The organism is Staphylococcus saccharolyticus (assembly GCF_900458815.1).
Classification (GTDB): Bacteria; Bacillota; Bacilli; order Staphylococcales; family Staphylococcaceae; genus Staphylococcus; species Staphylococcus saccharolyticus.
In genome coordinates this window covers 1168280-1192206 of record NZ_UHDZ01000001.1, presented here as the reverse complement: position 1 = coordinate 1192206, position 23927 = coordinate 1168280, and the positions used below count along the sequence as shown (strand labels likewise).

The window sequence follows — 23927 nt, the reverse complement described above, 5'->3', positions numbered from 1 at the left end:
GCTTATCCTTCTGTAAGATATTGTGACACATATTTAGGAGAAAATGGTATCTTTTTATATTCAATCCCAGATTGTTTTAATAATCTAATAGCGTAATCATGATTATGATAATCTTGAGCGTAATAAATTGTTTTAATTCCAGCTTGAATGATTGATTTAGTACAGTTTAAGCATGGAAAGTGTGTCACATAAATAGTGGCTCCTTCTGTAGAAACACCCTGCTTAGCACATTGAAGTAAAGCATTCATTTCAGCATGAATAGTTCTAATACAGTGACCATCCTCAATCAAACATCCTTCGTCTATGCAATGTACCTCACCAGCCACTGAACCATTGTATCCTCCAGCAATAATTCTATTATCTTTTACAATTGTGGCTCCTACAGAAAGCCGTTTACAAGTTGATCTAAGTGCGAGTAAATGACTTTGCGCCATAAAATACTCTTCCCATTTAATTCTTTCCATTCTCTAGCTGCCTCCTTAATTATTTAATACAATCAACATTTATAGCTTATTACAATTTACAATTGCAATCACATAAAAGTTAAATTATAAATTGATCTTTAAGCTTTTCATAAGTTTTTTCTTCAAAACCTTTAATTTTTTTTAAGTCTTCAATGCTATTAAATCCCCCACTTTTGTTCTCTATAGTTGAGTATTTCCTTAGCTTTTGTGGATCCAATACCGGGTATTTTTTTAAATCAGCTTCTGTAGCATTATTTAAATTAATTTGCTGATTTTGATTTGAGGTTGAGGAAGTTTTATTTGATGATTGAGGTGAAGAGACAATAGTCTCCCCCTTTCTAGGAATATAAATAATTTTTTGATCGATTAATCTCTCTGAGAGATTTATTTGAGATAAGTCAGCTTCTTTTGTAGGTTTAGCCTCATTTACAGCATCAATAACTCTATCAACAGATGACATTTTATAAACATTTGGGTGTTCTACAGCTCCTTTAACATCAATATAAATTTTTATATTTTTAAGTTGTTTATTTTCAGTTAAATCACCTTTACTTATAGTTTTAGTTTTAATTTTAATTTTTTCGTCTTGGTTACCGCCATCTAGATATTGTATTTCATCAAAATTCTTATTTTTCTCAACTTCTTTACTATAATCCTCTCCTCTATTTACTATAAAAAAACTAATATAATTATAGCTAAAATACTAGTAATAATGTAACTTCTCCATTTGACAATAAAATTGATATACTTTTTATCTAAATTAAACAGAAAATCACCCCTTCACACTTATTAACATATAAAGGAGTGATTTTACTTTTATTTTAGATGATTATTTTTGTACTACAAAAAATAGTCTATGTGCGTTTTCATTATGTTCTTCAATGTTGAAGTCAGTAAAGGTTTTAATATCAGTAAAACCTACTTGTTTTAAAAAATTTTTATAAGTATCTTCATAAAATGTTCTTTGGTAATGAGATTCGTCAAACCGTTGGTAACTCCTATCTTGTTGCATAACAAAAAAAGTCATCTCATGATAAACACTCAATGGTTCTTTTCCTTTAATCGCATCCCAACCTACAAAAACATTATCTGTTTCATCAATATAGCTTTGATTATTAAATAATGTATTCATTTTATATGCAGTGTGCACATCAAAAATAAATACACCATTGTCAGATAAATGATGAAATACAGTTTGGAAAGTCTTTTTTACATCTTTATCTGTTGATAAATAATTCAGTGAATCACAAAATATTGTTATAATATTGAACTTTTGTTTCAACTCAAATTGAGTCATATCACCTTCAATCCATGTCACTTGATTAGACTTTTGTCTGGCAATTGAAAGCATGTCCACACTTAAATCCATTCCAGTTACATCGCCTAATGAATTTAAAAGACGAGTTAAACTTCCAGTACCACAACCAATATCTAATATAGTGTTGCCATATGGGTCTGAATAGTGTTTTACAATATTAAACCATGAATCATATGGTTGATCTTAAGTGAGTTGATCATATACCAAACTCATATCTTGATATTGCACCATTATTAGTATGCAACCTGACCATATGCTTCTATAGGTGCATCTTGATATAATTTCTCGATGTTATAATAACTACGTTCATCTTTATGGAATACGTGTACCACTACATTAGCTAAATCAATTAAAATCCATCTAGCTTCGTGATAACCTTCCATTCGTTTAACATTAATATTGTTTTCATGTGCAGCTTCTTTAACTGCTCTAGCAACTGATTGTACTTGACGTTCGTTATTGCCGTGACATACTACAAAATAGTCAGTCATATCACTAATACCATTCATGTTTAGAGAAATTATATCTTCTGCTTTTTTATTCTCTGTCGCTTCGACAGCAATATTTAATAATTCTTCTGAACTCATTTAATCATCCTTTATTCTTTCGTCACTATAATTATAATAATTCAAACAAGTAATTGTCGCTCCATATACTGTAATGTCTTTACTAATCAAAAATAAAACTGTACGCTTAGAAATCTCATAAATTGTTTTATCTAAGCTACCTTGATTGTATGCCATATCTCGAATTTCTTCAACTCCAGGGGTTTTTCGCCCTGGTTCAATATAATCTGCAATAAAAATAAGCTTTTCGGTTTTAGTCATTTGTTGTCGCCCAGTAGTGTGGTATTTAATGGCGAGTAAAACCTCTTCATCATTGACATGATAATCATGTTTCATCAAGGCAGCACAGACTGGACCATGGAGAATTTCGCCACCATAACTTAGTAAGTCGCTTTCTAAATCATATTGTCTAACAATTTGATACATTGTACTCAAATCATCATATTTACAATAGTCGTGAAGGATACCAGCTAGTTCAGATTTTTTCTTGTCGCCATCATAAATTTCTGCTAATTTTACAGCAGTTTCCGCAACTCGAAGAGAGTGTTGATAACGTTTTTCTGGTAGCTTATCTTTTATAAGTTTTTTAGCTTTACTTATCTCCATAAAACCCTTCCTCCTTAATATAATTCTCTACTTTTTTTGGGACTAAAACTTGTATATTATCATTGTTTTTAATTCTCTTTCTTATCATTGTAGAGCTAATATCAACACGAGGTATTTTTATAGAAATCATATCTTCGTCTACCTCTTGAAAATCAATATCTCTATTAACAATGACAAATGTTAGGATTTCTTTTAAGTGTTCTATGTTATACCACTTATCTAGTTGTTTGTACTGATCGGTACCAATAACAAAGAAAATATCATCATTGGTATGGATTCTTTTGAATTCCATCATTGTTTCATAAGTGTAACTTTGTCCCTTTCTTTCTAGTTCAGCAGTACAAATTTCTCCGAAACCCAACTCTTCGATTACGAGTTCAATCATGTGTATACGATGTGAAGAGTGTAAAAATTCATCATGTTCTTTTAAAGGAGCCATATAACTAGGTAAAAAGTAAAATAAATCAGGTTTTAGAGTATGATACACTTCACTAGCTACAATCATATGTGCGGTATGAATCGGGTTGAATTGACCGCCATATAGAACAATCTTTTTAGACATTATGGCAGTGTAATTTCTTTATTATTTTCAACTTCTTTATATAGTACAATCATTGACCCGATTACTTGTACTAGTTCACTTTGAGTAGCGCTAGCTAGTTCTTGAGCTAAATCATTTTTATCATCAAAATTGTTTTGCAAAATGTGTATTTTAACAAGTTCGTGATTTTTTAATATTTCATTAATTTGTTTAGTCATATTACCATTCATACCGCCTTTTCCCACATGAAAAGTTGGATCAATTTTGTGTGCTAAACTACGTAAATATCTCATTTGTTTTCCTGATAACATTATATTTCTCCTTTCAATTTATTAATTACTGTTTCCTTCATAACATGTATATTAGGTTGTTTGCCTGTCCATATTTTAAAACTTTCAGCACCTTGATATACAAACATGTCCAATCCATTGTGTATAGGATTTCCGAGTTTTTCGGCTTCCATTAAAATTGGCGTCTTATACGGAATATAAATAATGTCACTTACTAATGCGTGTGAAGATAAATAATCTAACGATATCACACATTCATTATTATCCATTCCTGTTGGTGTCGTATTAATAATGATATCAAATTCATCTAAGTGTTTTTCAGCCTCATTTAAACTAATCTTATTGATATCTAATTGCCAATTATCAAAACGAGACATGGTACGATTAGCGATAGTTAATTTACTCTTAACAATCTTTGATAGTTCATTTGCGATACCTTTACTTGCACCGCCTGCTCCTAAAATTAATATATATGTTTCTTCTAAATCTTCATATATATTATTTAAGCCACTTACATATCCGATTCCATCTGTATTGTATCCAATCCACTTGCCATCTCTAATCAAAACAGTATTCACTGCTCCTACTGATTTTGATTGCTCATTTATATCATCTAAAAAAGGTAAAATTCTTTCTTTGTGCGGAATAGTAATGTTAAAACCATCTAGATTTTTTTCTGTTATGATTTCCTTAATTGTATCAAATTGTTCAATAGGTATATTTATTGCTTCATATGTGTCATTTATGCCCAATGATTTAAAATTAGCATTATGCATCAATGGTGATAAAGAATGAGAGATAGGATTTCCGATTACTGCAAATTTCAACCCTAACACTCCTTTGTTATAAAATTGAGTCTCTTAGAATAACGTCGACATTTTTAGGAATACGTACGATTACTTTCGCTCCTGCATCAATTGTAATGAATCCAAGACCTGAAATCATTACATCCCGTTTAGATTTACCAGTTTCAAGTCTCACTGCTTTAATATTATTTAAACTAAAGTTTTCAATTTTTTTAGGAGGAAATAAAAGTGATCCCAATTGTGATTTCCATAATTCATTCGCTTTTTCAGTTTTAGTTCTATGAATGTTTATATCATTTGAAAAGAAACAGACTAAAGGGCGCTTACCACCTGTTATATAATCAATTCGAGCAAGTCCTCCAAAAAATAGCGTCTGTCCTTCATTGAGTTGATATATCCGTTGTTTAATTTCTTTTTTTGGCATAATTGTTTTAAGTTCTTGCTCAGTTACATGGTGAGTCATTTGATGATTTTGTATAATTCCGGGTGTATCATACATAAACGTTTTTTCGTCAAGTGGTATATCAATCATATCTAATGTAGTTCCAGGGAATCGAGATGTTGTTACTACATCCTTTTCACCAACACTATGTTCAATTAATTTATTAATTAGTGTTGATTTACCTACATTAGTTGTCCCAACTATATAAACATCATTATTATCTCTTACTTGTTTAATAGATTGTAGTAAATCATTGATGCCCCAACCTTTTTCAGCTGAAATTAAAACAACATCTTCTGCTTCTAAACCATACTTTCGCGCAGTTTTCTTTAACCATTCTTTCACGCGACGTTTGTTTATTTGTTTTGGTAATAAATCTAATTTATTAGCTACTAAAATAATTTTTTTATTACCTACTATTCGTTTAATCGCGTTAATAAATGATCCTTCAAAATCAAAAACGTCTACAACATTCACTATAATTCCTGATTTTTCAGATAGACTTGTTAATAAATTCAAAAAGTCTTCACTATCCATGCCTACATCTTGAACTTCATTATAGTTTTTAAGTCTAAAGCATCTTTGACAAATCACATCTTCACGAAACATATTATGTTCAGGCACATATCCTAGTGCATCTTTGTTTTCTGATTGCAATGGTGCTCCACAACCAATACATTTTAGTGTTTCACTCAATCAATTTTCCTCCCATTTAATATAACCTTTTTTTCTAAAATGATTTAATAAGCGTTTTTCAATTAAACGATTAAATTTAGTAATAAAGCCATCAGTACGTTTTACTGGTACGACCATGATTGTATATAGATCATTACGATTTCCTCCAAAAACATCTGTGAGCATCTGATCACCGATAACTACTGTTTCACTAGCCTTAATATTCATGTGAGTGATAGCCTTTTTAAAAGCCCTACCCATAGGTTTTCGAGCTTTAAAAATATAATCTACATTTAAATTACTTGAGAAGTTCGATACACGTTCCTCATTATTATTTGACACAATTGTTATTGTTATACCTAATTGTCTTGCTTCGGCAAACCATTCTTTAATTCTTTTAGTAGGTTCTTTTACATCCCATCCTACTAAAGTATTATCTAAATCAGTGATAATTCCTTTAACACCTGTCTCAGCCAATTTCTTTATATCAATTTCAAATACTGATTTCACATATGCATTTGGCATAAATAAATTCTTGACGATTCCCATTTTCCTTTTCACCTTTACCTTTATATAGATTTAACTAACCATTCAACTGTTTGACTAGATGAAACTGCTGCTTTTCCTAAAAATTCTTCAAATGACATCTCAGCTTCTCCATTAGCTAAATCAGAAACCGCTCTTGTAACTATAAAAGGAACTTTAAATTGATAACATGTTTGTGCAATTGCAGTAGCTTCCATTTCGACAGCCATAGCTTCAGGAAATTGCGATTTAATAGTTTGACGTTGTTTTGTAGTTCCAATAAAACTATCTCCACTTACTATCAATCCAACTTTACCATTTAAGTCCTGTAGTTCAAGTATTTGCATCGTTTTATCTAATAATTTTGAACTAGATTTGTAGACTTTAGGCATTTGAGGTATTTGACCTAATTCATAACCGAAAGCTGTTGTATTAGCATCATGATATGTAACCGCATTACTGACTAATACGTCGCCCACGGATAAAGTTTCATCTAATGCGCCTGCTGATCCAGTATTAATAATGACGTTTGGACTAAATTTCTCTATTAATAAAGTTGTTGAGATTGATGCATTGACTTTACCTATACCACTTTGTGTAAGTACAACTTCTTTATTATTTAATGTTCCACTATAAAATTTAACATGTGCAACATTAATCTCACTTAAATCAACAATCTTATCTTTCAAAATTGTTACTTCTTCTTCCATTGCTCCTATAATTCCTATCATATATCTTTTTACACCTCATTTATAAAGCATTAGCATTAGCTATTTTATCACATTTTACATCTCATCACGATAGTCAGTTAAATTGATGTGAAAAAGTATATCAACACGATCCTTTAACTGATTTATAAACTACTAAGTAAATACCCTAAAATGCATCTCGACATATAAAACCGAGACCATTTTAGGGTAATGTTAAATTAATATATTTAATTTATCCTTTCCACAAACTTGCTATGTCCTGGAGAGAAAATATTCCAGTGATAATCGTCACTATTACAGCAATTATACCAAATATAAGCATCCAACTTGGATGCTTATAATCGCCTACGATAGACTTTTTACGATTCGCAATTAAAATAGCTCCTAAAGTAATCGGTAAAATCCATCCATTGATGGCACCAGCAATTATAAGCAAGCTTACAGGTTTACCAATAGATAAGAAGATTAATGTTGAAATTACAATAAATACAATGACTATAAGATTATTTTTATTAAATAAAGATTGATGCAATGTTCTTAAGAAAGTTGCACTTGTATAAGCTGACCCTATAACAGAAGACATTGCAGCTGCAAATATGACTATTCCAAATATATTTTTTCCAATAGGACCTATAGCATGCTCAAAGACAGATGCAGGAGGATTATCAGTACTTAGAATGACACCTGTCACAACCACACCTAAAACGGCTAAGAACAATAATGTTCTCATAATACCAGTAGTTAAAACACCAGCAATTGCTGAACGATTAACAAATGGTAAGTATTCTTTACCTTTGATACCTGAGTTTAATATTCTATGAGCACCAGCAAATGTAATAAATCCTTCAACTGTCCCACCAACTAAGGTAATTATAGGTAAAATTAATTTAAATGGATGTTCAGGTGCAAATGTATGTACTAAAGCGTCACCATAAGGTGGATTTGATAACACCATGACATAAGCAACAATTAGAATCATCACAATTCCTAAAATCATACTTACGACGTCCATAATCTTTTGACCACTTTTGCTAATAAAAATGAGTATAGAAAATATAGTAGTCATTGCTGCCCCCCCATTTAACATCAAGTCCAAACATTGCATTTAGACCTAAGCCCGCACCAGCGATATTTCCTATATTAAAAGCAATAAGAATTGATATTATTGTGCCTAAACCTGGAATGACTTTATTTGAAATTTCCTGACCTCGAAAACCTGTTACAACAAGAACACGCCAAATATTAATTTGTGCACCAATATCTATCAAAATAGAAATTAAAATTGCAAAAGCAAAGCTGGCGTAAAATTGTGCTGTGAAAACAGCGGTTTGTGTAAGAAAAGCTGGTCCAATCGCTGACGTAGCCATTAAAAATACTGAACCATATAATAAGCGTTTGTGACTTTTAATGAATTTTAAATCTTGACCTCTTTGTTTTAATTGTTGATTAGAATTGTGTTTTAAATGTTCCCCCATTATTTTGCCCCCCTATAAGGATTGAATATCAATGCCTTCTTTCTTTAATTTATTTCTGATTTGAGTGACGAATTCTAAAGCATACGAACCATCACCATGAATACATATTGTATCTGCTTGTATATCAATATCTTTACCATTTTTACTTACCACTTTATTGTCAATAACCATTTTAAGTACTTGTTGAACAGCTTCATCTGTATTACTAATTGTGGCATTAGGGTCCTTTCTACTTACTAATTGTCCATCATCTTCATATCGACGATCAGCAAAAACCTCAGATACGACTTTGATACCCATCTTTTCTGCCTCAGTGATTAATAAACTATTAGCAAGTCCAACAAATATAAGTTCTGAATCAAAATCGACTACCGCTTTTGTAATTGCACGTGCAATATTTTTATCTTTTGCACCCATTTGATAAAGTGCACCGTGGGGTTTAACATGATTCATTTTGACATCATGAATTCTACAAAAGCCGTTTAATGCTCCTAATTGATAAATGACAATATTATATATTTCCTCAGGTGCAATATCCATGTTATGACGGCCAAATCCCTTTAAATCTGGAAGACCAGGATGCGCTCCAATGCCTACTTGGTGCTTTTTCGCAAGTTGAATAGTACGATTCATAACATTTTCATCTCCGGCATGGAAACCACACGCAATATTTGCAGAGGTAATTAAAGGTATAATATCTTGGTCGCTACCAAATGAATAATTACCGTATGCTTCTCCTAAATCACAATTTAAATCGATATTCATTATAGCGCCCCCCCTTTTATGATTTGGTGTTTTTCAAGAAATTTAATATCAACCTCGGTCGCATCACCATTAGCATATTGAGGATAATTTAATACGGCATATAGAAAATTTGCTGTAGTAGTAAATCCTTCAATCACCATCTCATCTAATGCCACTTTCAATTTATTGATAGCTAATTGCCTATTTGAATCTTTAACAGTTACCTTAGCCACAAGTGAATCATAGTAAGGGGATACTTGGTAACCTGTATATAGTAAAGAATCTACACGTATATTAAATCCTTGTGGAAGATGTAATTTTTTTACTTTACCAGGTGTGGGTTGAAAATTCTTTTCTGGATTTTCAGCGTTGATACGTGCTTCAATTACATGTCCATTAAATACAATGTCATTTTGTGTAAATGGTAACTCTTCATGTTCTAATAAATATAATTGAGCTTGTAATAAATCTCTATCTGTTCTCATTTCAGTGACGGTATGCTCAACCTGAATTCGTGCATTCATTTCAATAAAATAATGTGCATCTTCGGTCACTAAAAATTCAATTGTGCCTGCACTACGATATTTTGAAGCTTTAGCTACTTTAACAGCATCGTTACAAATAGTTATTCTTCTTTCTTCAGTTAAAGCAGCACAAGGTGATTCTTCTATTAACTTTTGATTTTTACGTTGGACAGAACAATCACGTTCACCTAGGTGAACGTAATTATTTTCTCCGTCTCCAATAATTTGAACTTCAACGTGTTTAGCTACAGGTATGAATGTTTCAACATAAACTCGGTCATCATTAAAGTATTTTTGTCCTTCACTTTTTGCTTCAGTTAATGCTTTTTCTAGTTGCTCCGGTTCTTTAACAATTCGAATACCTTTACCACCGCCACCACTTGCGGCTTTAAGAACGACTGGATAACCGATTTCTTCAGCTAAAATTTTAATTTCTTCTACACTTTGTACTTCATCATCAGAGCCAGGTATTACAGGAACACCAGCTCGATTAACTGTTTGACGTGCAGTAATTTTATCACCTATCATCTCTATTGTACTTTTATTTGGCCCTACAAAACAAATATCATTTTGTTCTACAGCTTCAACAAAATGTGTTGATTCTGACAAAAAACCATAGCCAGGATGAATAGCATTTGCACCAGTGACTTTTGCAGCTGTGATGATACGATTAATGTTTAAATAACTATCTAAAGGATTGGCTTCACCTATGCATATCGTGTGATCCGCTAAGCTTACATGTAAACTTTTTTCATCGCCTTTAGCATAAATAGCAACTGTTTCAATGTTAAGTTCTTTACAAGCGCGAATAATTCTTACTGCTATTTCGCCTCTATTTGCAATCAAACATCGATACATCAATGAATTCCTCCTTATTTTATTTTAACTATCACTTGATCATACTCAACATTTTTACCATGTTCTATTAAGATATCGGTAACTTCTCCACTAATATCACTTACCACTTCATTCATGACTTTCATTGCCTCAATATAAGCAATGATGTCACCTTCATTAATTTGGTCTCCAACATTAATCATAGGTTTTGTTAAATCTTTACTGTCTTGTAAAAAGAATGTGCCTACCATAGGTGATTTGATTTCCTTGAAATCACCAGTCGTTTGATCTTTGTGTTGAGATAATAATTGATGTTCATTATTTTTTTCTGCTTGATTGATGGTCGAAGATTGTTTCAATGATGTATTGGAATAACTCTCTGTGAAATCTAATTCGATTTCATTTTCAAAATCTTTATACTTAAACTTTTTTACATCATTGGATTTAACTAATTTAATTATTTCTTCTATTTTATTTAAAATCATTCTCCTTTGTTCCCCTCAATGAGTGTTGCTAATTTTTTAGAAGTATTCCTAATATTGCTAAGGTTGAACAGTGGTCTCTCAGAAAGATCAATGAGCTGTTGTTCAAATTTGGTATTAAATTGACGATATTGCTGTGTAGCTTCTTCGACTGTTATCCACTTAAAACGAATCGTTTCTCCTGGTTTTAACTGAGCTAACTTTTTTAAATCTATTTGTGTAACAGTAGCGATTTTAGTATATCCCCCTACTGTTTGCTTATCGTTGAGTAATATAATCGGGTTTCCATCATTAGGCACTTGGATGCTGCCTAAAGCCACTGGTTCTGAGATAATATCAGCACTTTCTTTAGGTGGTACTTTCTCTCCAGATAATCGATAACCCATGCGATCTGATTGTTGAGATATTTCAAATTCTGAGTTAGTAAATTTGGATATGATATCCTCTGAAAAAGCATCAAATTGTGGCCCCTTGATTACATGTATAATATTATCTTTAGGCAAAGATTGATAAGCTATAGTTTTCCCTAAAGAATCTTTGAACTTTTGATTAAATTTTGTTGTTATAATATCATTCTTTTGTAGAGGACGTCCTTTAAAACCGCCAATGCCACTTTTTACATGTGTAGAGTAACTATTTGCTATTTTTTCGATGTTTAGCGGGTGACCAAAAACGAGATATCCGCGCATGCCTTTAGTTACTTGACCTACTTCTAATTTATCGTATTTATGTACATAATATACAACTTGTGATTTTATCTCATTACCATTTAATTTAGCTTTAGATATCCCTCCAATAAACGTAAATGTATTATCACTCAAAAACTGAATTGATGGACCTATCATGGTATACTCTATCGCTGGACCATCATTGCCAATAAGTTTTTGAGCTAATCTAAAACTATAAACATCAATAGCTCCTGCTCTTGTAAATCCTAAACTTTCATAACCTATTCGCCCTTGATCTTGAATAGTTGTAAATAAGCCAGGCTGTAAAATTTTAATACTCATTTTCATATTTCACCCACTTATCTTGTTTAAATTCTCCCCTTTGTGTCGCTTCAGATATTTCAATATATTCTTTATTGTTAATTTCATAAAATTGAATATAATCACCAGCCTTGTATAAAGTCATTGGTTTACTTTCTATATCGAATACTTTTAAAGGTGTACGACCAATGATTTGCCAACCTCCCGGTGATTCCATTGGATATAAACCTGTTTGATTATTAGCGATACCTACTGAACCTTCATCAATTTTAATTCGAGGTTCTGAGCGTCTTGGTGTATGTAATCTTTGATCTAACCCTCCTAAATATGAGAAGCCAGGCATAAAACCTAGCATATAAATTAAATAAGCCTGTTGAGTATGTATTTCTATAACTTCTTTTTCTGATAACTGATTATGCTTTGCCACTTCAGATAAATCAGGTCCATAGTTATTACCATAACAAACAGGAATTTGAATCACTCGATTTTTAGAATGCTTTAAATCTTTAGAATGCTTTAATTTGTAAAGTTCTAAATTTTCTAATACTTCTGTGCCACTGACATTCGTATTATCAAAATAAATTAAAATGGCCCGATATGATGGTATAATATCAATTATTTCTGAAATGTGGCTGTCTTCTATGAATTGTGTAGTCAATTGTACTTGCTGATATGTCTGATTATTAATTTTATTGTCAAAATAAATCATGATTGTTTGTTCATTTATTAATTTCGTCTCCAACTTTAAATCCCCCCCTATAAAATTTAAGGATTTATGTGCTGTAACTATTTAATTGTATCATTCTAATAATATTATTGTTTAATAATTAATTCAAATTGCTGATAATAACTAATAAAAATTGAACTAAAGCTTTTACATTGGGAAATATTTTGAAGTCTACAATAAATTAAATTTCTAATATTTATTTAATCATACTAATTATTTTTTGTCATGATATATATAATAAAACAAAAAATAGTTTAATCCAATTTTTATTAAAATTACAATAAATAGATAGTAGTACTATTACAAGATAATATTTCACTATTGTAAGCATAAAAAAGACTACTAATATGCTGGAATACATATTAATAGTCCTAGTTTTAATAGAAATTTATTTAATATCTACAATTTTAACGTTCATTTCGCCACCATTAGGTAGTGGTACACGAACCTCATCATTTAAGCCTTTACCTATAAGTGCTGTCGCCATTGGAGACTCATTTGAAATTTTACCTTTGAATGCATCGGCTTCGGCAGAACCCACAATTTGATAGCTTTCTTCTTCATCACCTGGTAGTTCTACAAACGTCACAGTTTTGCCTATCTGAACTGCATTGTTATCCCCATTATCTTCAATGATTAAAGCATTTCTGATCATATGTTCAATACGTTGAATATCTTGTTCAATAAAACCTTGTTCGTCTTTAGCTGCATCATACTCAGAGTTCTCTGATAAATCACCGAAAGAGCGAGCTATCTTGATTTTTTCAACTACTTCAGGTCTTTTAACCGTTTTTAATTGTTCTAGTTCTTGTTCAAGTTTTTCAAAACCTTCTTGGGTCATTGGATATTGTTTTTGATTTTCCATTATGTCATCTTCCTTTACTATAATATTACTATTTTTTGCTAACGAGCGATTGAATCTTTGTAGTCATTATATCAATAGCAACTTTGTTACTCCCACCTTCAGGAATAATAATATCTGCATGTCTTTTTGTAGGTTCTATAAATTGCTCATGCATGGGTCTGACTACATTTAAATATTGATTAATCACTGATTCCATGTTGCGTCCCCGTTCTTTTGTATCACGAGTAAGTCTACGTAAAATTCTTAAATCAGCATCAGTATCAACATATATTTTGACATCCATAATATCTCGTAAAGTTTTATTTTCTAAAGCAAAGATACCTTCTACGATAATAACATCTTTTGGGTCAAATGCAATTGTTTCATCACTACGCGTATGTGTGGAATAATCATAAGTCGGTACTTCAACTGTTATTCCATTTCTTAAATCTTTTAAATTATCAATTAATAAATCATTATCAAATGCAAAAGGGTGATCATAGTTAGTTTCAAGACGTTCGTCAAATGTTAAGTGCGATTGATCTTTATAATAATAATCTTGAGCTAATAATGCGACACTATGACCTTCCAAATTTTTCATTATTTCATTGGTAACTGTAGTTTTACCAGAGCCTGAACCTCCAGCGATACCAATAATCGTAGTCTGATTCATTAGCCGATTTCCTTTCTCATCATGTTATTAGGATAAATAGGTCGATCGACTTTAATTTGAACAATTTGTAATGGATGACGTGCTGCATCCAAACTATTTCCTTCTTCATCATAAATTGAATCAACCACTTGTTTAAAACCATCAATTTCAGGACCGAAAAATTCGATTTCTTGTCCTGGTTTAAAATGATTTCTTTGTTGAATTGTAGCTAATTTTGTTTCATCATTGTAATCCAAAACAAGTCCACAGAAATCATAAGCTGATTTCTTAGATTGTTCTTCTCCAAACATTTGCTCTTCAAATCCTGGTGTACCTTGGAAGAATGCTGGTGCTGTATCTCTATTTGCACATTTATCTAATTCCTTTAACCATTCAGGTTTAATTTTGAAATTTTTAGGGTCTTCAGCGTATGCATTGATAACTTTACGATATACAGACACTACTGTAGCAATATAATGAATAGATTTCATTCGTCCTTCAATTTTTAAAGAATCTATACCTAATTCCATCATTTGTGGAATTGATTCAATTAATTTCAAATCCTTAGGACTCATCGCGAATGGTGTCACATCATCATCTTTATAATATAAATCTAACTCCCCATTGTTATCAACCTCTATTAAGTCATAATCCCAACGACAACTTTGACAACATCCGCCACGATTAGAATCACGAGCTGTCATATGATTGCTTAATGTACAACGTCCTGAATATGCAATACACATAGCTCCATGAATAAAAGCTTCTATTTCAATATCGACTTTTTCTTTCATTTCACGCATTTCCATTGCACCGGTTTCACGTGCTAACACTACTCGATTTAATCCTTCTTCTTTCCAAAATTCAACAGCTTTATAATTCGAAAGAGATTGTTGAGTGGATAAATGAATTTCTAATCTTGATGCAACTGCTTTACACGTTTCAATAATTAAAGGATCCGCTACAATTATTCCCGTCGCTCCTGTTGCATCTAATTGGCGTAAATAATCTTCTAAACCATCTATATTTTCATCATGAGCAATGATATTCGTTGTTACATATATTTTAGCCCCATAACGATTAGCAAATTCTACTCCTTCAGTAATTTCTTCCATGGTAAAATTATCTGCATTAGAACGTAAACCGTACTCTTGACCACCTAAAAATACTGCATCTGCCCCATAATGGACTGCTATTTTAAGTTTTTCTAAGTTTCCTGCAGGTGCAAGTAATTCTGGCTTTTTCATTGTCGATTTTGAAGTTTTATGCACTTCTTCTAATGTTTTCATTTAATGATAAGCCTCCTCAATATACTGTTTGCTTATATAAGAAACCTTCATCAATAGGACGGTGTTCAGGTTGTATATCTTCAATAAGATCAACTAACATGAACTTTTCATCTTCATAAGCCTCAGGATCTTCATTGTATAAATCTATTGCTTCTCTATATTGCTCTGTGACAACATTTATATATTCTTCACTTTGTAAAATACCATCAATTTTTAAAGCATCAATACCAGCTTCAAAGAAGGGCTCTAATTCCTCGATTAAACATATGTCATTTGGAGACATAATATGCGTACCGTTATAATCCTCAAAAACAGGATATTTATTGTCTCTTTCTTCATCATACAGTAATAAATCATCATGATAAGTGTTTCGTTGTATTTTCATTTGTCTATCTTGGAAAGTATAATAATTACCCAGTAACATGCGTTTAGATTGGAACATACACGTCATACCATGAACTTGCACTTCAATTTCTACATTAGCATGTTCCTTGATATGAATGATTTCCTCCAAACTTAGCTCTCTTGCTAATACAGCTCTTATAGCGCCCCTTTTTCCCCAATAATTACATTGAAAATAATTTGTTACGAGTGTCTCAGCGTCCCAGTGCAATGAAATTGGGTGTTCTTGTTGCTTAACATACATTACTACAGCTGGATCACCAAATATTATTCTATCCACTTGTATATCATGTAAAAACTGAATGTAGTCTTCTAAGGCATCTAAATGATAATTGTGAAAAATACTATTGACAGCTGCATAAACCTTTTTATTATTTTGATGTGCGAACGCTACTGCTTCTTTCATAGCATCACGATTAAATTCTCCTGGAAGTCTTAAACCAAATTTTTGTTCACCAATAACAAAAGCATCTGCACCTTTTTCTATCAGTGTTTCCATATGAGTTATTGACTTAGGAGTAACTAATAATTCCACCATAGTCATTCTCCTTTAATTGAAATTGCTATTCCATCATCCATGTTTATAAAGTTTGTTGTAAAATGGGATTGCTTCATTAACCATTGGTTATATTGTTGAACTTTTTTAACCATCTGTTTAACATTTCTAGATCTAACGATATCTATATTAGACACAAATCCATGGTACAATACGTTATCTGTTACCACTAGCCCTCCTTTTTTTAATAAGGGCGTATACAACTCAAAAAATTTTCTTGATTGTGCCTTTGCTGCATCGATAAATATCATATCATATTCTCTATCGTTCACTTGGTCATATGCTTCCAATGCATCGGCTTCGATAAGTCTTATTTGATGTTGGTAATTAAACTCTTGAAAATGAACCTTTGCATTCATAATCATATTTTCATTACGCTCTATTGTTGTTACCTTTATGCCATCAGATATAGAAGCAAATTGCATTGAACTATATCCAATAGCAGTTCCTATTTCTAAAATTTCTTTAGCATTGTTCATGCGTATTAATTGCTTTAACAAATCTAATGTTAATTTATCAACTATTGGTACTTGATTACTTTCTGCGTCATCTCTAAGATTTTCTATTTCGTTATCTAAAGATTGGTGTAATTGCGTTAAATAATTTTGGTTTAAATTCATTGCTATAAAACTTCCTTTACCATTAATAAACACAATTTATATTTAAACATAAAATAAATCAGTCTAAATATTGATTATTAAGATTAATCAATGAATGTGACTGATTTCTATAGTAAATCTTCTATATTATTATAATTAGAAGTAAATGAGGTGTTCATAGAAATTAACTTTAAATATTTTATCATAAATTATTGAATAATATAAGAGGCAATTATGACGCCTTCTTTCTATTTTTAGACGGCATCATTTTTTTATTGTTTTATTTATAACATTAGCCCGTACATATGTCTGCAACTTAGTTCGTGTACGGGCTAATATTTGGCTTTAGAATATATCTTTAATACTATTTACTCGTTAATTTCCGTATTAACAACTTCTTCAATCATGTCCCACTCTTCATCTGTTTCAATAGGTACCAATTTACCACCATCACCAGATTCATCAGGTTCATTAATCATTGGAACAAGTTCAATCATGTCATCTTCATCTGATTGAGCACCTTCTTCAGCTAAAACGACATATTCTTTTTTAAATTTCGGATGATAAAATTCTAACATTTTACGATATAGAACTTCATTACCATCTTCATCATATAGTGTTAATAATTCTTCTTGATTATTGATGCTTAAATCAGCATCATGATTGTGTTCATGGTTTTGTTCAGTCATCATTATATCTCCTTTATTGAATAGAGTCTAAATAGCCTTGTAATATAAATACCGCTGCCATTTTATCTATAACTTTTTTTCTTTTTTGTCTTGAAACATTGGCTTCAAGTAGAGAACGTTCAGCAGCCATGGTACTTAAACGCTCATCCCACATTATAACCTCTATGTGAGGTAAAGCTTCTTGAAGTTTCTCTTTGTATTGTATAGAAGCCTCACCTCGAAATCCAATTGAGTTATTCATATTTTTAGGTAATCCAATCACAACAGTTCCAACTTGATTGTCTTTGATAATCTTAATGAGTTGATCAATCCCTAACTCGTTCTGTTCTTCGTTGATACGGAGTGTGTCAAACCCTTGGGCTGTCCAGCCCATAAGGTCGCTTATAGCAATGCCAACAGTTTTGCTTCCTACATCTAAGCCTATGATTTTATGTTTTAACATACTTATTGATTAGACTCATTTAGATAATTCGAAACAAGTTCTTCCATAATTACGTCACGATCAATGCGGCGAATTTGATTTCTTGCTTCGTTTTGACGTGGAATATAGGCAGGATCACCAGATAGTAGATATCCTACTATTTGATTAACAGCATTATATCCTCTTTCTTCTAGTGTGCGATGTACATTTTTTAATACTGTTTTGACATCTTCTTTTGGAATTTCTTCGTAATCAAATTTCATTGTTTTATCAAAATTTTCCATATACGACACTCCTTCATATGCGTATTCTGATTCATTTTAATTCTACAATAATACTAATTTAAGTTATAGATTTTTAATATAATCTTTAATAAAGCGTAATGATTCTGTTATGTTTTCAGGTTGTGTACCGCCCCCTTGTGCCATATCAGGACGGCCACCTCCTTTACCACCCACTACTGGTGCCATATATTTAATAAGATCTCCAGCTTTTACTTTATCTGTCAAAGACTTTGGTACTGTTGCAATCATTGAAACCTTTTCATCTACATTTCCGACTAATACTATAATGGTATCTTGTAATTTAGATTTAAAGTCATCCATTACTGAACGGATTGCTTTAGCATTAGGAATGTCTACTTCTGTTACAAGAAGATTAAATCCGTTTACGTTTTCAACTTGATCTTCAAGATTACCCATTTTTAAAGAAGTAATTTCTTTATTACGTTGTTCTAATTGCTTTAATAATGATTTTTCTTCATTTTGTAATTGGTTCACTTTTTCTACAACCTGATGATCTGTTTTAACTTTCAAATTATTCTTAATTATATTAAATTGCGTTTGGATTTCTTCAAGATATAAGAAAGCTGCTTTCCCAGTTAGCGCTTCAATACGTCTGACACCAGCCCCTGTACCTGATTCACTAATAATCTTGAAAAGACCAATTTCTGCAGTATTATCAACATGAATACCACCACATAATTCAATTGAGAAAGGTGACATATTAACAACACGTACAATATCGCCGTATTTTTCACCAAATAACGCCATTGCACCCATAGATTTCGCTTCTTCGATACCCATTTCTTGAGTGCGTACGTTAATACCTCTCCAAATTTCTTCATTAACACGTCTTTCAACCTTATCAATTTCTTGTTGAGTCATAGGTCCAAAATGTGAAAAGTCAAAACGTAAACGTTCGGCTTCAACCAATGAACCAGCTTGATTAACATGATTACCTAATACTTCTTTTAATGATGCGTGTAATAAATGTGTAGCACTATGATTTTTTTGAATAGCACGACGTTCTTCTTTGTTTACACTTGCTTCAACTTTAGCGTTCACTTTAACTTCTCCAAATTGCACTATACCTTTATGAAGGTTTTGGCCATTTGGAGCTTTAGTTACTTCTGAAACTGCAATTTCAAAATGATCATTACTAACCGTTCCATGGTCAGCTACTTGTCCACCACTCACAGCATAGAATGGTGTATCTTTAAGAATGAAATATATCGTTTCACCCGCTTCAACTGATGGTACTTCTTCACCATTATAAATAATGTGGGTAATACGTGTTTGATAATCAGTAGTATCATAACCTACAAAATTACTTTTATCAGTAATATTTTTAAGTACTTCACTTTGAACTTGCATAGATTGAGAATTTTGACGTGCTTGTCTTGCACGGTCTCTTTGTTGTTGCATTTCAACTTCAAATGTTTCCATATCTACAGTGAGACCTTCTTGAGTAGCTAATTCTTCAGTCAATTCAATTGGAAAGCCGTAAGTATCATACAACTTAAAGGCATCTTGACCTTTAAGTTCTTGGCTTCCTTTTTTAGCATCTTTAACTAAACCATTAAGGATAGATAAACCTTCTTCAAGTGTCTCATGGAAACGTTTCTCTTCAGATTTAATCACTCGTTTTATGAAGTCTGATTTTTCTTTAACATTTGGATAATATGGTTCCATGATAGCTGCCACAATATCAACAAGTTTATACATGAAAGGCTCGTTAATTCCCAGTGTTTGACTAAATCGAACAGCACGTCTTAACAAACGGCGTAACACGTATCCACGACCTTCATTTGCAGGTAATGCACCATCTGCAATAGCAAAGGCAATCGTTCTTATATGATCTGAAATAACTTTAAAAGCAACATCTTGTTCAGCATTTTCTAAATACTTTTTACCAGAAACATATTCGACTTCATTAATAATTGGCATAAATAAATCGGTTTCGTAATTTGTTCTTACGTTTTGTGAAATTGAAGCCATACGTTCCAATCCCATGCCGGTATCAATATTTTTATTAGGAAGTGGTGTATAAGTACTATCTTTGTTATGATTAAACTCACTAAATACTAAATTCCAAACTTCTAGATATCTTTCATTTTCTCCACCCGGGTACATTTCTTCTTCTGGATTGTCTTTACCATATGCATCGCCACGGTCATAAAAGATTTCAGTATTTGGTCCAGATGGCCCTTCACCTATATCCCAAAAGTTACCTTCAATACGAATAATACGACCTTCTTCTAATCCAATGTCTTCATGCCAAATTTTATAGGCTTCCGGGTCTTCAGGATGAATAGTTACAAATATTTTCTCAGGTTCCATCCCCATCCATTTATCATCAGTTAGAAATTCCCAGGCAAATTCAATAGCTTCTTTTTTAAAATAATCTCCGATTGAAAAATTACCTAACATTTCAAAAAATGTATGATGACGTGCAGTGAAACCCACATTTTCGATATCATTTGTACGTATTGCTTTTTGTGAGTTAACAATCCTTGGTTTTCTAGGTGTTTCACGACCGTCAAAATATTTTTTTAAGGTTGCAACACCTGAATTGATCCACAAAAGTGAATCATCATCAATGGGTAATAATGGTGCAGAAGGTTCAATCATATGTCCCTTCTCGACAAAGAAATCTAGATACTTCTGTCTAATTTGGCTAGCTTTTAAATTTTTCATTTTATTAGAACACTCCTTCAAGGAATTTAGTTTGATAGTTATTTTCAATATAATGGTTTGATTATCGCTTTTATTAGAAAATAAAAACGTTCATCCACACAGGGACGAACGTTCTCGTGGTACCACCCTAGTTATAAGAACAATTATGTTTACACAACATATGCTATGTGTATTATTTCTTATCACTTTAAACATCTTTATTAAACTAACACAGAGTAGCATTCAATAACTTTGATTGCACTTTTCACCTACTAGTACATCTCTTCGATTCAAAAATTATTTACTCGTCTCTATGCGAACTTAACTTAATTTTATTTATTTTATAAGAGATTGTCAACGCTCTCTGAAATCATATGGTGTTATTTCTCCCATATTTATCATTGGATCAATTTGATAAATTGTCGATTCGCTTAATTGAACATCAGTCTGCATCTCAGTTAATGTATATTGGTCTTCTTTGCCAAACTCATCATTATAGCTATTTGTTGAATTATTAGAATCAGTGTTTTGGTAGTTATGATTATCAAAATATGATGTAAGCAAATGATTTAAATGTGTTAACCTTTGTTGGCCATTAGTTTTTAAACCTATATCAAATGCTTGAGTCTCACCTAAAAGTACTAATGATTGTTTTGCACGTGTCAATCCAGTATATAATATAGGTCTTTGTAGCATTTTGAAATACTGTCTAACAATCGGCATAATAACAATTGGAAATTCTGATCCTTGTGCTTTATGAATAGACGTACAATATGCATGTGTGAGTTCTAGTAAATCTTGTCGAGTAAACGTGATTTCAATACCTTCGAAATCAACGACGATGACATCTTTATTTAAAGCATTTTCTTTTGCCCAAAAAATACCTACTATAACACCTATATCACCATTAAATATATTATCATTAGGTCTATTAACTAACTGGAGTACTTTATCTCCTTTTCTAAATACAACGTCACCAAATTCAATTTCTCGGCTGTCATCTTGTTTGGGATTTAATATTGACTGAAGCATTTGATTTAAACGTTTAATACCAGAATTGCCCTTATACATTGGTGCTAATACTTGAATATCACTCATGTTATATCCTTTTTTAACAGCACTTTTTACTACTTTATCTACAACTTCAGGTATTTGATTAGCTGAACAATCTATAAAACTTCGGTCATGATAGCGCTGAGTGATATCAATCGGCTCACCCATTTTCATACGATGAGCTAAATCTATAATACTTGAACCGTCTTGTTGACGATATACTTCTGTTAAATTAACACGTGGAATCGTTTTTGAGTCTATAAGATCTTTGAATACTTGACCTGGTCCTACAGAAGGTAACTGATCTTCATCACCAACAAATATTATCTGTGCATCTAAAGGAACTACAGTTAAAAATTGATGGAATAGCCAAGTATCCACCATTGACATTTCATCGATAATGATTAATCTAGCATTTATTTCATTATCTAATATATCTTGAGGCTGCGTATCTTGATTCCAGCCAATAAAGCGGTGTATTGTCATTGCATCTAAACCTGTTGATTCTTGCAAACGTTTAGATGCACGACCTGTGGGTGCTGCTAATGCAACTGGATAATCGTCTTCATTATAATCATCATAATTTAATGATAATCCATGAATTTCAGCATACAATTCTACAATCCCTTTAATAACAGTTGTTTTACCTGTACCTGGTCCTCCAGTTAAAAGCATGACCTTTGAATTCATAGCTGTTTCAAGCGCTTCCTTTTGTGATGTAGCATAATTAACATGGTTGTTTGATTCTATTTCACCTATATGAATTTGTAAATCAGATTGTTCTATTTTTTTTAATTTGTTAGTATTTGTTTTAATTCGATACAAATTTTGAACACTTTTTAATTCTGAATAATATAAACTGGGTATAGATACTTGCTCATTACTTGAAATAAGTTTCTTTTCTTCGGATAAACTCTCAATCATTTTTAAAAGTATGTCGTCAGATATCACTTCTTCGTTATTCTCACTATTAAGCATTTCTCTAGTCGTATCAATAATATATGAATAAGGTAAATATGTATGACCTTGTTTAATGCATTCTTCCTCTAAAGTATAAAGTAGTCCTGCTTTTAACCTCTCAGGTGAATTTGCGGCAATTCCTATGTTACGCGCAAGTTGATCAGCTTTATTAAAACCTATTCCTTTAATATCATAAACGAGTTGGTAAGGATTTTCATCTAAAACATTCAAAGTCTCTCCCATATAAAACTGATATATAGCCATTGATAATTTTGGACCAAATCCTAAATCATGTAAGCGAATCATAATTTTTTCAGACTCTTGATTAGCACTAATTTGCTCAGCAATTTGCTGTTGTTTCTTTTTTGATAAGCTAGGAACATTTTCCAATACTTCCGGATGATTTAAAATGTCATTAATGGCATTCTCACCCAAAGCATTCACAATGTTTTGAGCTGTTTTTTTACCTATTCCTTTAAATAAACCACTTGATAAATAACTGATTATCGCATCCTTAGTCTGTGGTAATTCCTTTTCAAACGTTTCAGCTTTAAGTTGCTTACCATATCTTGGATGTTCTACCACCTGACCTTTAAATGTATACACATCACCTTCAACTACATTCGGAAGAAACCCTACAACAGTAGGCATGCTATCAAATGATTCATTTGTCTCAATTGTATCGACTTTTAAAACAGTATAAAAGTTATCATTATTTTGAAATAAAATAGCATCAACCGTACCTTTGATCATAGAATAATCAAAAAGTGTAGGGTCAGACATA

25 protein-coding genes and 2 pseudogenes are annotated in these 23927 nt (G+C 31.8%); all 27 read right to left on the bottom strand.

Annotated features, from left to right (window positions below):
- Positions 1 to 2 precede the first annotated feature (2 nt).
- The gene (locus tag DYE57_RS05855; RefSeq protein WP_115313234.1) at positions 3 to 464 is read right to left on the bottom strand and encodes a ComE operon protein 2; all 462 of its coding nucleotides are present in this window, start codon (positions 462 to 464) and stop codon (positions 3 to 5) included.
- 79 nt (positions 465 to 543) lie between these two features.
- Positions 544 to 924 carry a helix-hairpin-helix domain-containing protein gene (locus DYE57_RS05850; RefSeq protein ID WP_115313232.1) on the bottom strand — a complete coding sequence of 127 codons (381 nt, stop codon included), beginning with the start codon at positions 922 to 924 and terminating at the stop codon, positions 544 to 546.
- A 369-nt stretch (positions 925 to 1293) separates the two neighbouring features.
- Positions 1294 to 2013, bottom strand: a pseudogene (locus DYE57_RS05845) (class I SAM-dependent DNA methyltransferase).
- Positions 2014 to 2015: 2 nt separating this feature from the next.
- Entirely contained in the window at positions 2016 to 2369 is a 354-nt protein-coding gene (gene rsfS / locus DYE57_RS05840) for a ribosome silencing factor (RefSeq protein WP_115313231.1), read from the bottom strand.
- Complete coding sequence (yqeK, locus tag DYE57_RS05835) at positions 2370 to 2954, bottom strand: bis(5'-nucleosyl)-tetraphosphatase (symmetrical) YqeK (protein WP_115313230.1); 585 nt, start codon at positions 2952 to 2954, stop codon at positions 2370 to 2372.
- The gene (gene nadD / locus DYE57_RS05830; protein ID WP_115313229.1) at positions 2941 to 3516 is read right to left on the bottom strand and encodes a nicotinate (nicotinamide) nucleotide adenylyltransferase; all 576 of its coding nucleotides are present in this window, start codon (positions 3514 to 3516) and stop codon (positions 2941 to 2943) included. The genes yqeK and nadD overlap by 14 nt, the downstream gene beginning before the upstream one ends.
- Positions 3516 to 3806: a ribosome assembly RNA-binding protein YhbY gene (yhbY, locus tag DYE57_RS05825; protein WP_115313228.1), complete on the bottom strand. Its 291-nt coding sequence runs from the start codon at positions 3804 to 3806 to the stop codon at positions 3516 to 3518. The genes nadD and yhbY overlap by 1 nt, the downstream gene beginning before the upstream one ends.
- Positions 3806 to 4612 carry a shikimate dehydrogenase gene (aroE, locus tag DYE57_RS05820; protein ID WP_115313227.1) on the bottom strand — a complete coding sequence of 269 codons (807 nt, stop codon included), beginning with the start codon at positions 4610 to 4612 and terminating at the stop codon, positions 3806 to 3808. Before aroE ends, yhbY begins: the two co-directional genes overlap by 1 nt.
- A 16-nt stretch (positions 4613 to 4628) precedes the next feature.
- Positions 4629 to 5729 (bottom strand): ribosome biogenesis GTPase YqeH, encoded by a 1101-nt coding sequence (gene yqeH, locus DYE57_RS05815; protein ID WP_115313226.1) that lies wholly within the window; start codon positions 5727 to 5729, stop codon positions 4629 to 4631.
- Entirely contained in the window at positions 5730 to 6257 is a 528-nt protein-coding gene (locus DYE57_RS05810; RefSeq protein ID WP_115313225.1) for a YqeG family HAD IIIA-type phosphatase, read from the bottom strand.
- Positions 6258 to 6277: 20 nt separating this feature from the next.
- On the bottom strand, positions 6278 to 6964 hold the full coding sequence (gene mtnN / locus DYE57_RS05805; protein ID WP_115313224.1) for a 5'-methylthioadenosine/S-adenosylhomocysteine nucleosidase: 687 nt from the start codon (positions 6962 to 6964) through the stop codon (positions 6278 to 6280).
- A 211-nt stretch (positions 6965 to 7175) separates the two neighbouring features.
- Positions 7176 to 8418: pseudogene (locus tag DYE57_RS05800) on the bottom strand (NRAMP family divalent metal transporter).
- 12 nt (positions 8419 to 8430) lie between these two features.
- The gene (pxpA, locus tag DYE57_RS05795; RefSeq protein ID WP_115313223.1) at positions 8431 to 9183 is read right to left on the bottom strand and encodes a 5-oxoprolinase subunit PxpA; all 753 of its coding nucleotides are present in this window, start codon (positions 9181 to 9183) and stop codon (positions 8431 to 8433) included.
- Positions 9183 to 10544 (bottom strand): acetyl-CoA carboxylase biotin carboxylase subunit, encoded by a 1362-nt coding sequence (locus DYE57_RS05790; RefSeq protein ID WP_115313222.1) that lies wholly within the window; start codon positions 10542 to 10544, stop codon positions 9183 to 9185. The genes pxpA and DYE57_RS05790 overlap by 1 nt, the downstream gene beginning before the upstream one ends.
- A 14-nt stretch (positions 10545 to 10558) precedes the next feature.
- The gene (locus DYE57_RS05785) at positions 10559 to 11008 is read right to left on the bottom strand and encodes an acetyl-CoA carboxylase biotin carboxyl carrier protein (protein WP_115313221.1); all 450 of its coding nucleotides are present in this window, start codon (positions 11006 to 11008) and stop codon (positions 10559 to 10561) included.
- A complete protein-coding gene (locus DYE57_RS05780) occupies positions 11005 to 12015 on the bottom strand; it encodes a 5-oxoprolinase subunit C family protein (protein WP_115314127.1) in 1011 nt (336 codons plus the stop codon). The genes DYE57_RS05785 and DYE57_RS05780 overlap by 4 nt, the downstream gene beginning before the upstream one ends.
- A complete protein-coding gene (gene pxpB, locus DYE57_RS05775) occupies positions 12005 to 12736 on the bottom strand; it encodes a 5-oxoprolinase subunit PxpB (RefSeq protein ID WP_115313220.1) in 732 nt (243 codons plus the stop codon). The genes DYE57_RS05780 and pxpB overlap by 11 nt, the downstream gene beginning before the upstream one ends.
- A 373-nt stretch (positions 12737 to 13109) precedes the next feature.
- Complete coding sequence (gene greA / locus DYE57_RS05770) at positions 13110 to 13586, bottom strand: transcription elongation factor GreA (protein ID WP_115313219.1); 477 nt, start codon at positions 13584 to 13586, stop codon at positions 13110 to 13112.
- 28 nt (positions 13587 to 13614) lie between these two features.
- Positions 13615 to 14238: a uridine kinase gene (gene udk / locus DYE57_RS05765; RefSeq protein WP_115313218.1), complete on the bottom strand. Its 624-nt coding sequence runs from the start codon at positions 14236 to 14238 to the stop codon at positions 13615 to 13617.
- A complete protein-coding gene (locus DYE57_RS05760; RefSeq protein WP_115313217.1) occupies positions 14238 to 15506 on the bottom strand; it encodes a peptidase U32 family protein in 1269 nt (422 codons plus the stop codon). Before DYE57_RS05760 ends, udk begins: the two co-directional genes overlap by 1 nt.
- A gap of 16 nt (positions 15507 to 15522) precedes the next feature.
- A complete protein-coding gene (locus DYE57_RS05755) occupies positions 15523 to 16446 on the bottom strand; it encodes a peptidase U32 family protein (protein WP_115313216.1) in 924 nt (307 codons plus the stop codon).
- A gap of 2 nt (positions 16447 to 16448) precedes the next feature.
- Positions 16449 to 17084 carry an O-methyltransferase gene (locus tag DYE57_RS05750; protein WP_115313215.1) on the bottom strand — a complete coding sequence of 212 codons (636 nt, stop codon included), beginning with the start codon at positions 17082 to 17084 and terminating at the stop codon, positions 16449 to 16451.
- A 347-nt stretch (positions 17085 to 17431) separates the two neighbouring features.
- Positions 17432 to 17752 carry a DUF1292 domain-containing protein gene (locus DYE57_RS05745; protein ID WP_115313214.1) on the bottom strand — a complete coding sequence of 107 codons (321 nt, stop codon included), beginning with the start codon at positions 17750 to 17752 and terminating at the stop codon, positions 17432 to 17434.
- A gap of 13 nt (positions 17753 to 17765) precedes the next feature.
- Positions 17766 to 18194: a Holliday junction resolvase RuvX gene (gene ruvX / locus DYE57_RS05740; RefSeq protein WP_115313213.1), complete on the bottom strand. Its 429-nt coding sequence runs from the start codon at positions 18192 to 18194 to the stop codon at positions 17766 to 17768.
- Between the two features lie 2 nt (positions 18195 to 18196).
- Positions 18197 to 18457: an IreB family regulatory phosphoprotein gene (locus DYE57_RS05735; protein WP_115313212.1), complete on the bottom strand. Its 261-nt coding sequence runs from the start codon at positions 18455 to 18457 to the stop codon at positions 18197 to 18199.
- 63 nt (positions 18458 to 18520) lie between these two features.
- Complete coding sequence (gene alaS / locus DYE57_RS05730; protein ID WP_115313211.1) at positions 18521 to 21151, bottom strand: alanine--tRNA ligase; 2631 nt, start codon at positions 21149 to 21151, stop codon at positions 18521 to 18523.
- Positions 21152 to 21484: 333 nt separating this feature from the next.
- Entirely contained in the window at positions 21485 to 23926 is a 2442-nt protein-coding gene (gene recD2, locus DYE57_RS05725) for an SF1B family DNA helicase RecD2 (protein WP_115313210.1), read from the bottom strand.
- Between the last annotated feature and the right edge of the window lies 1 nt (position 23927).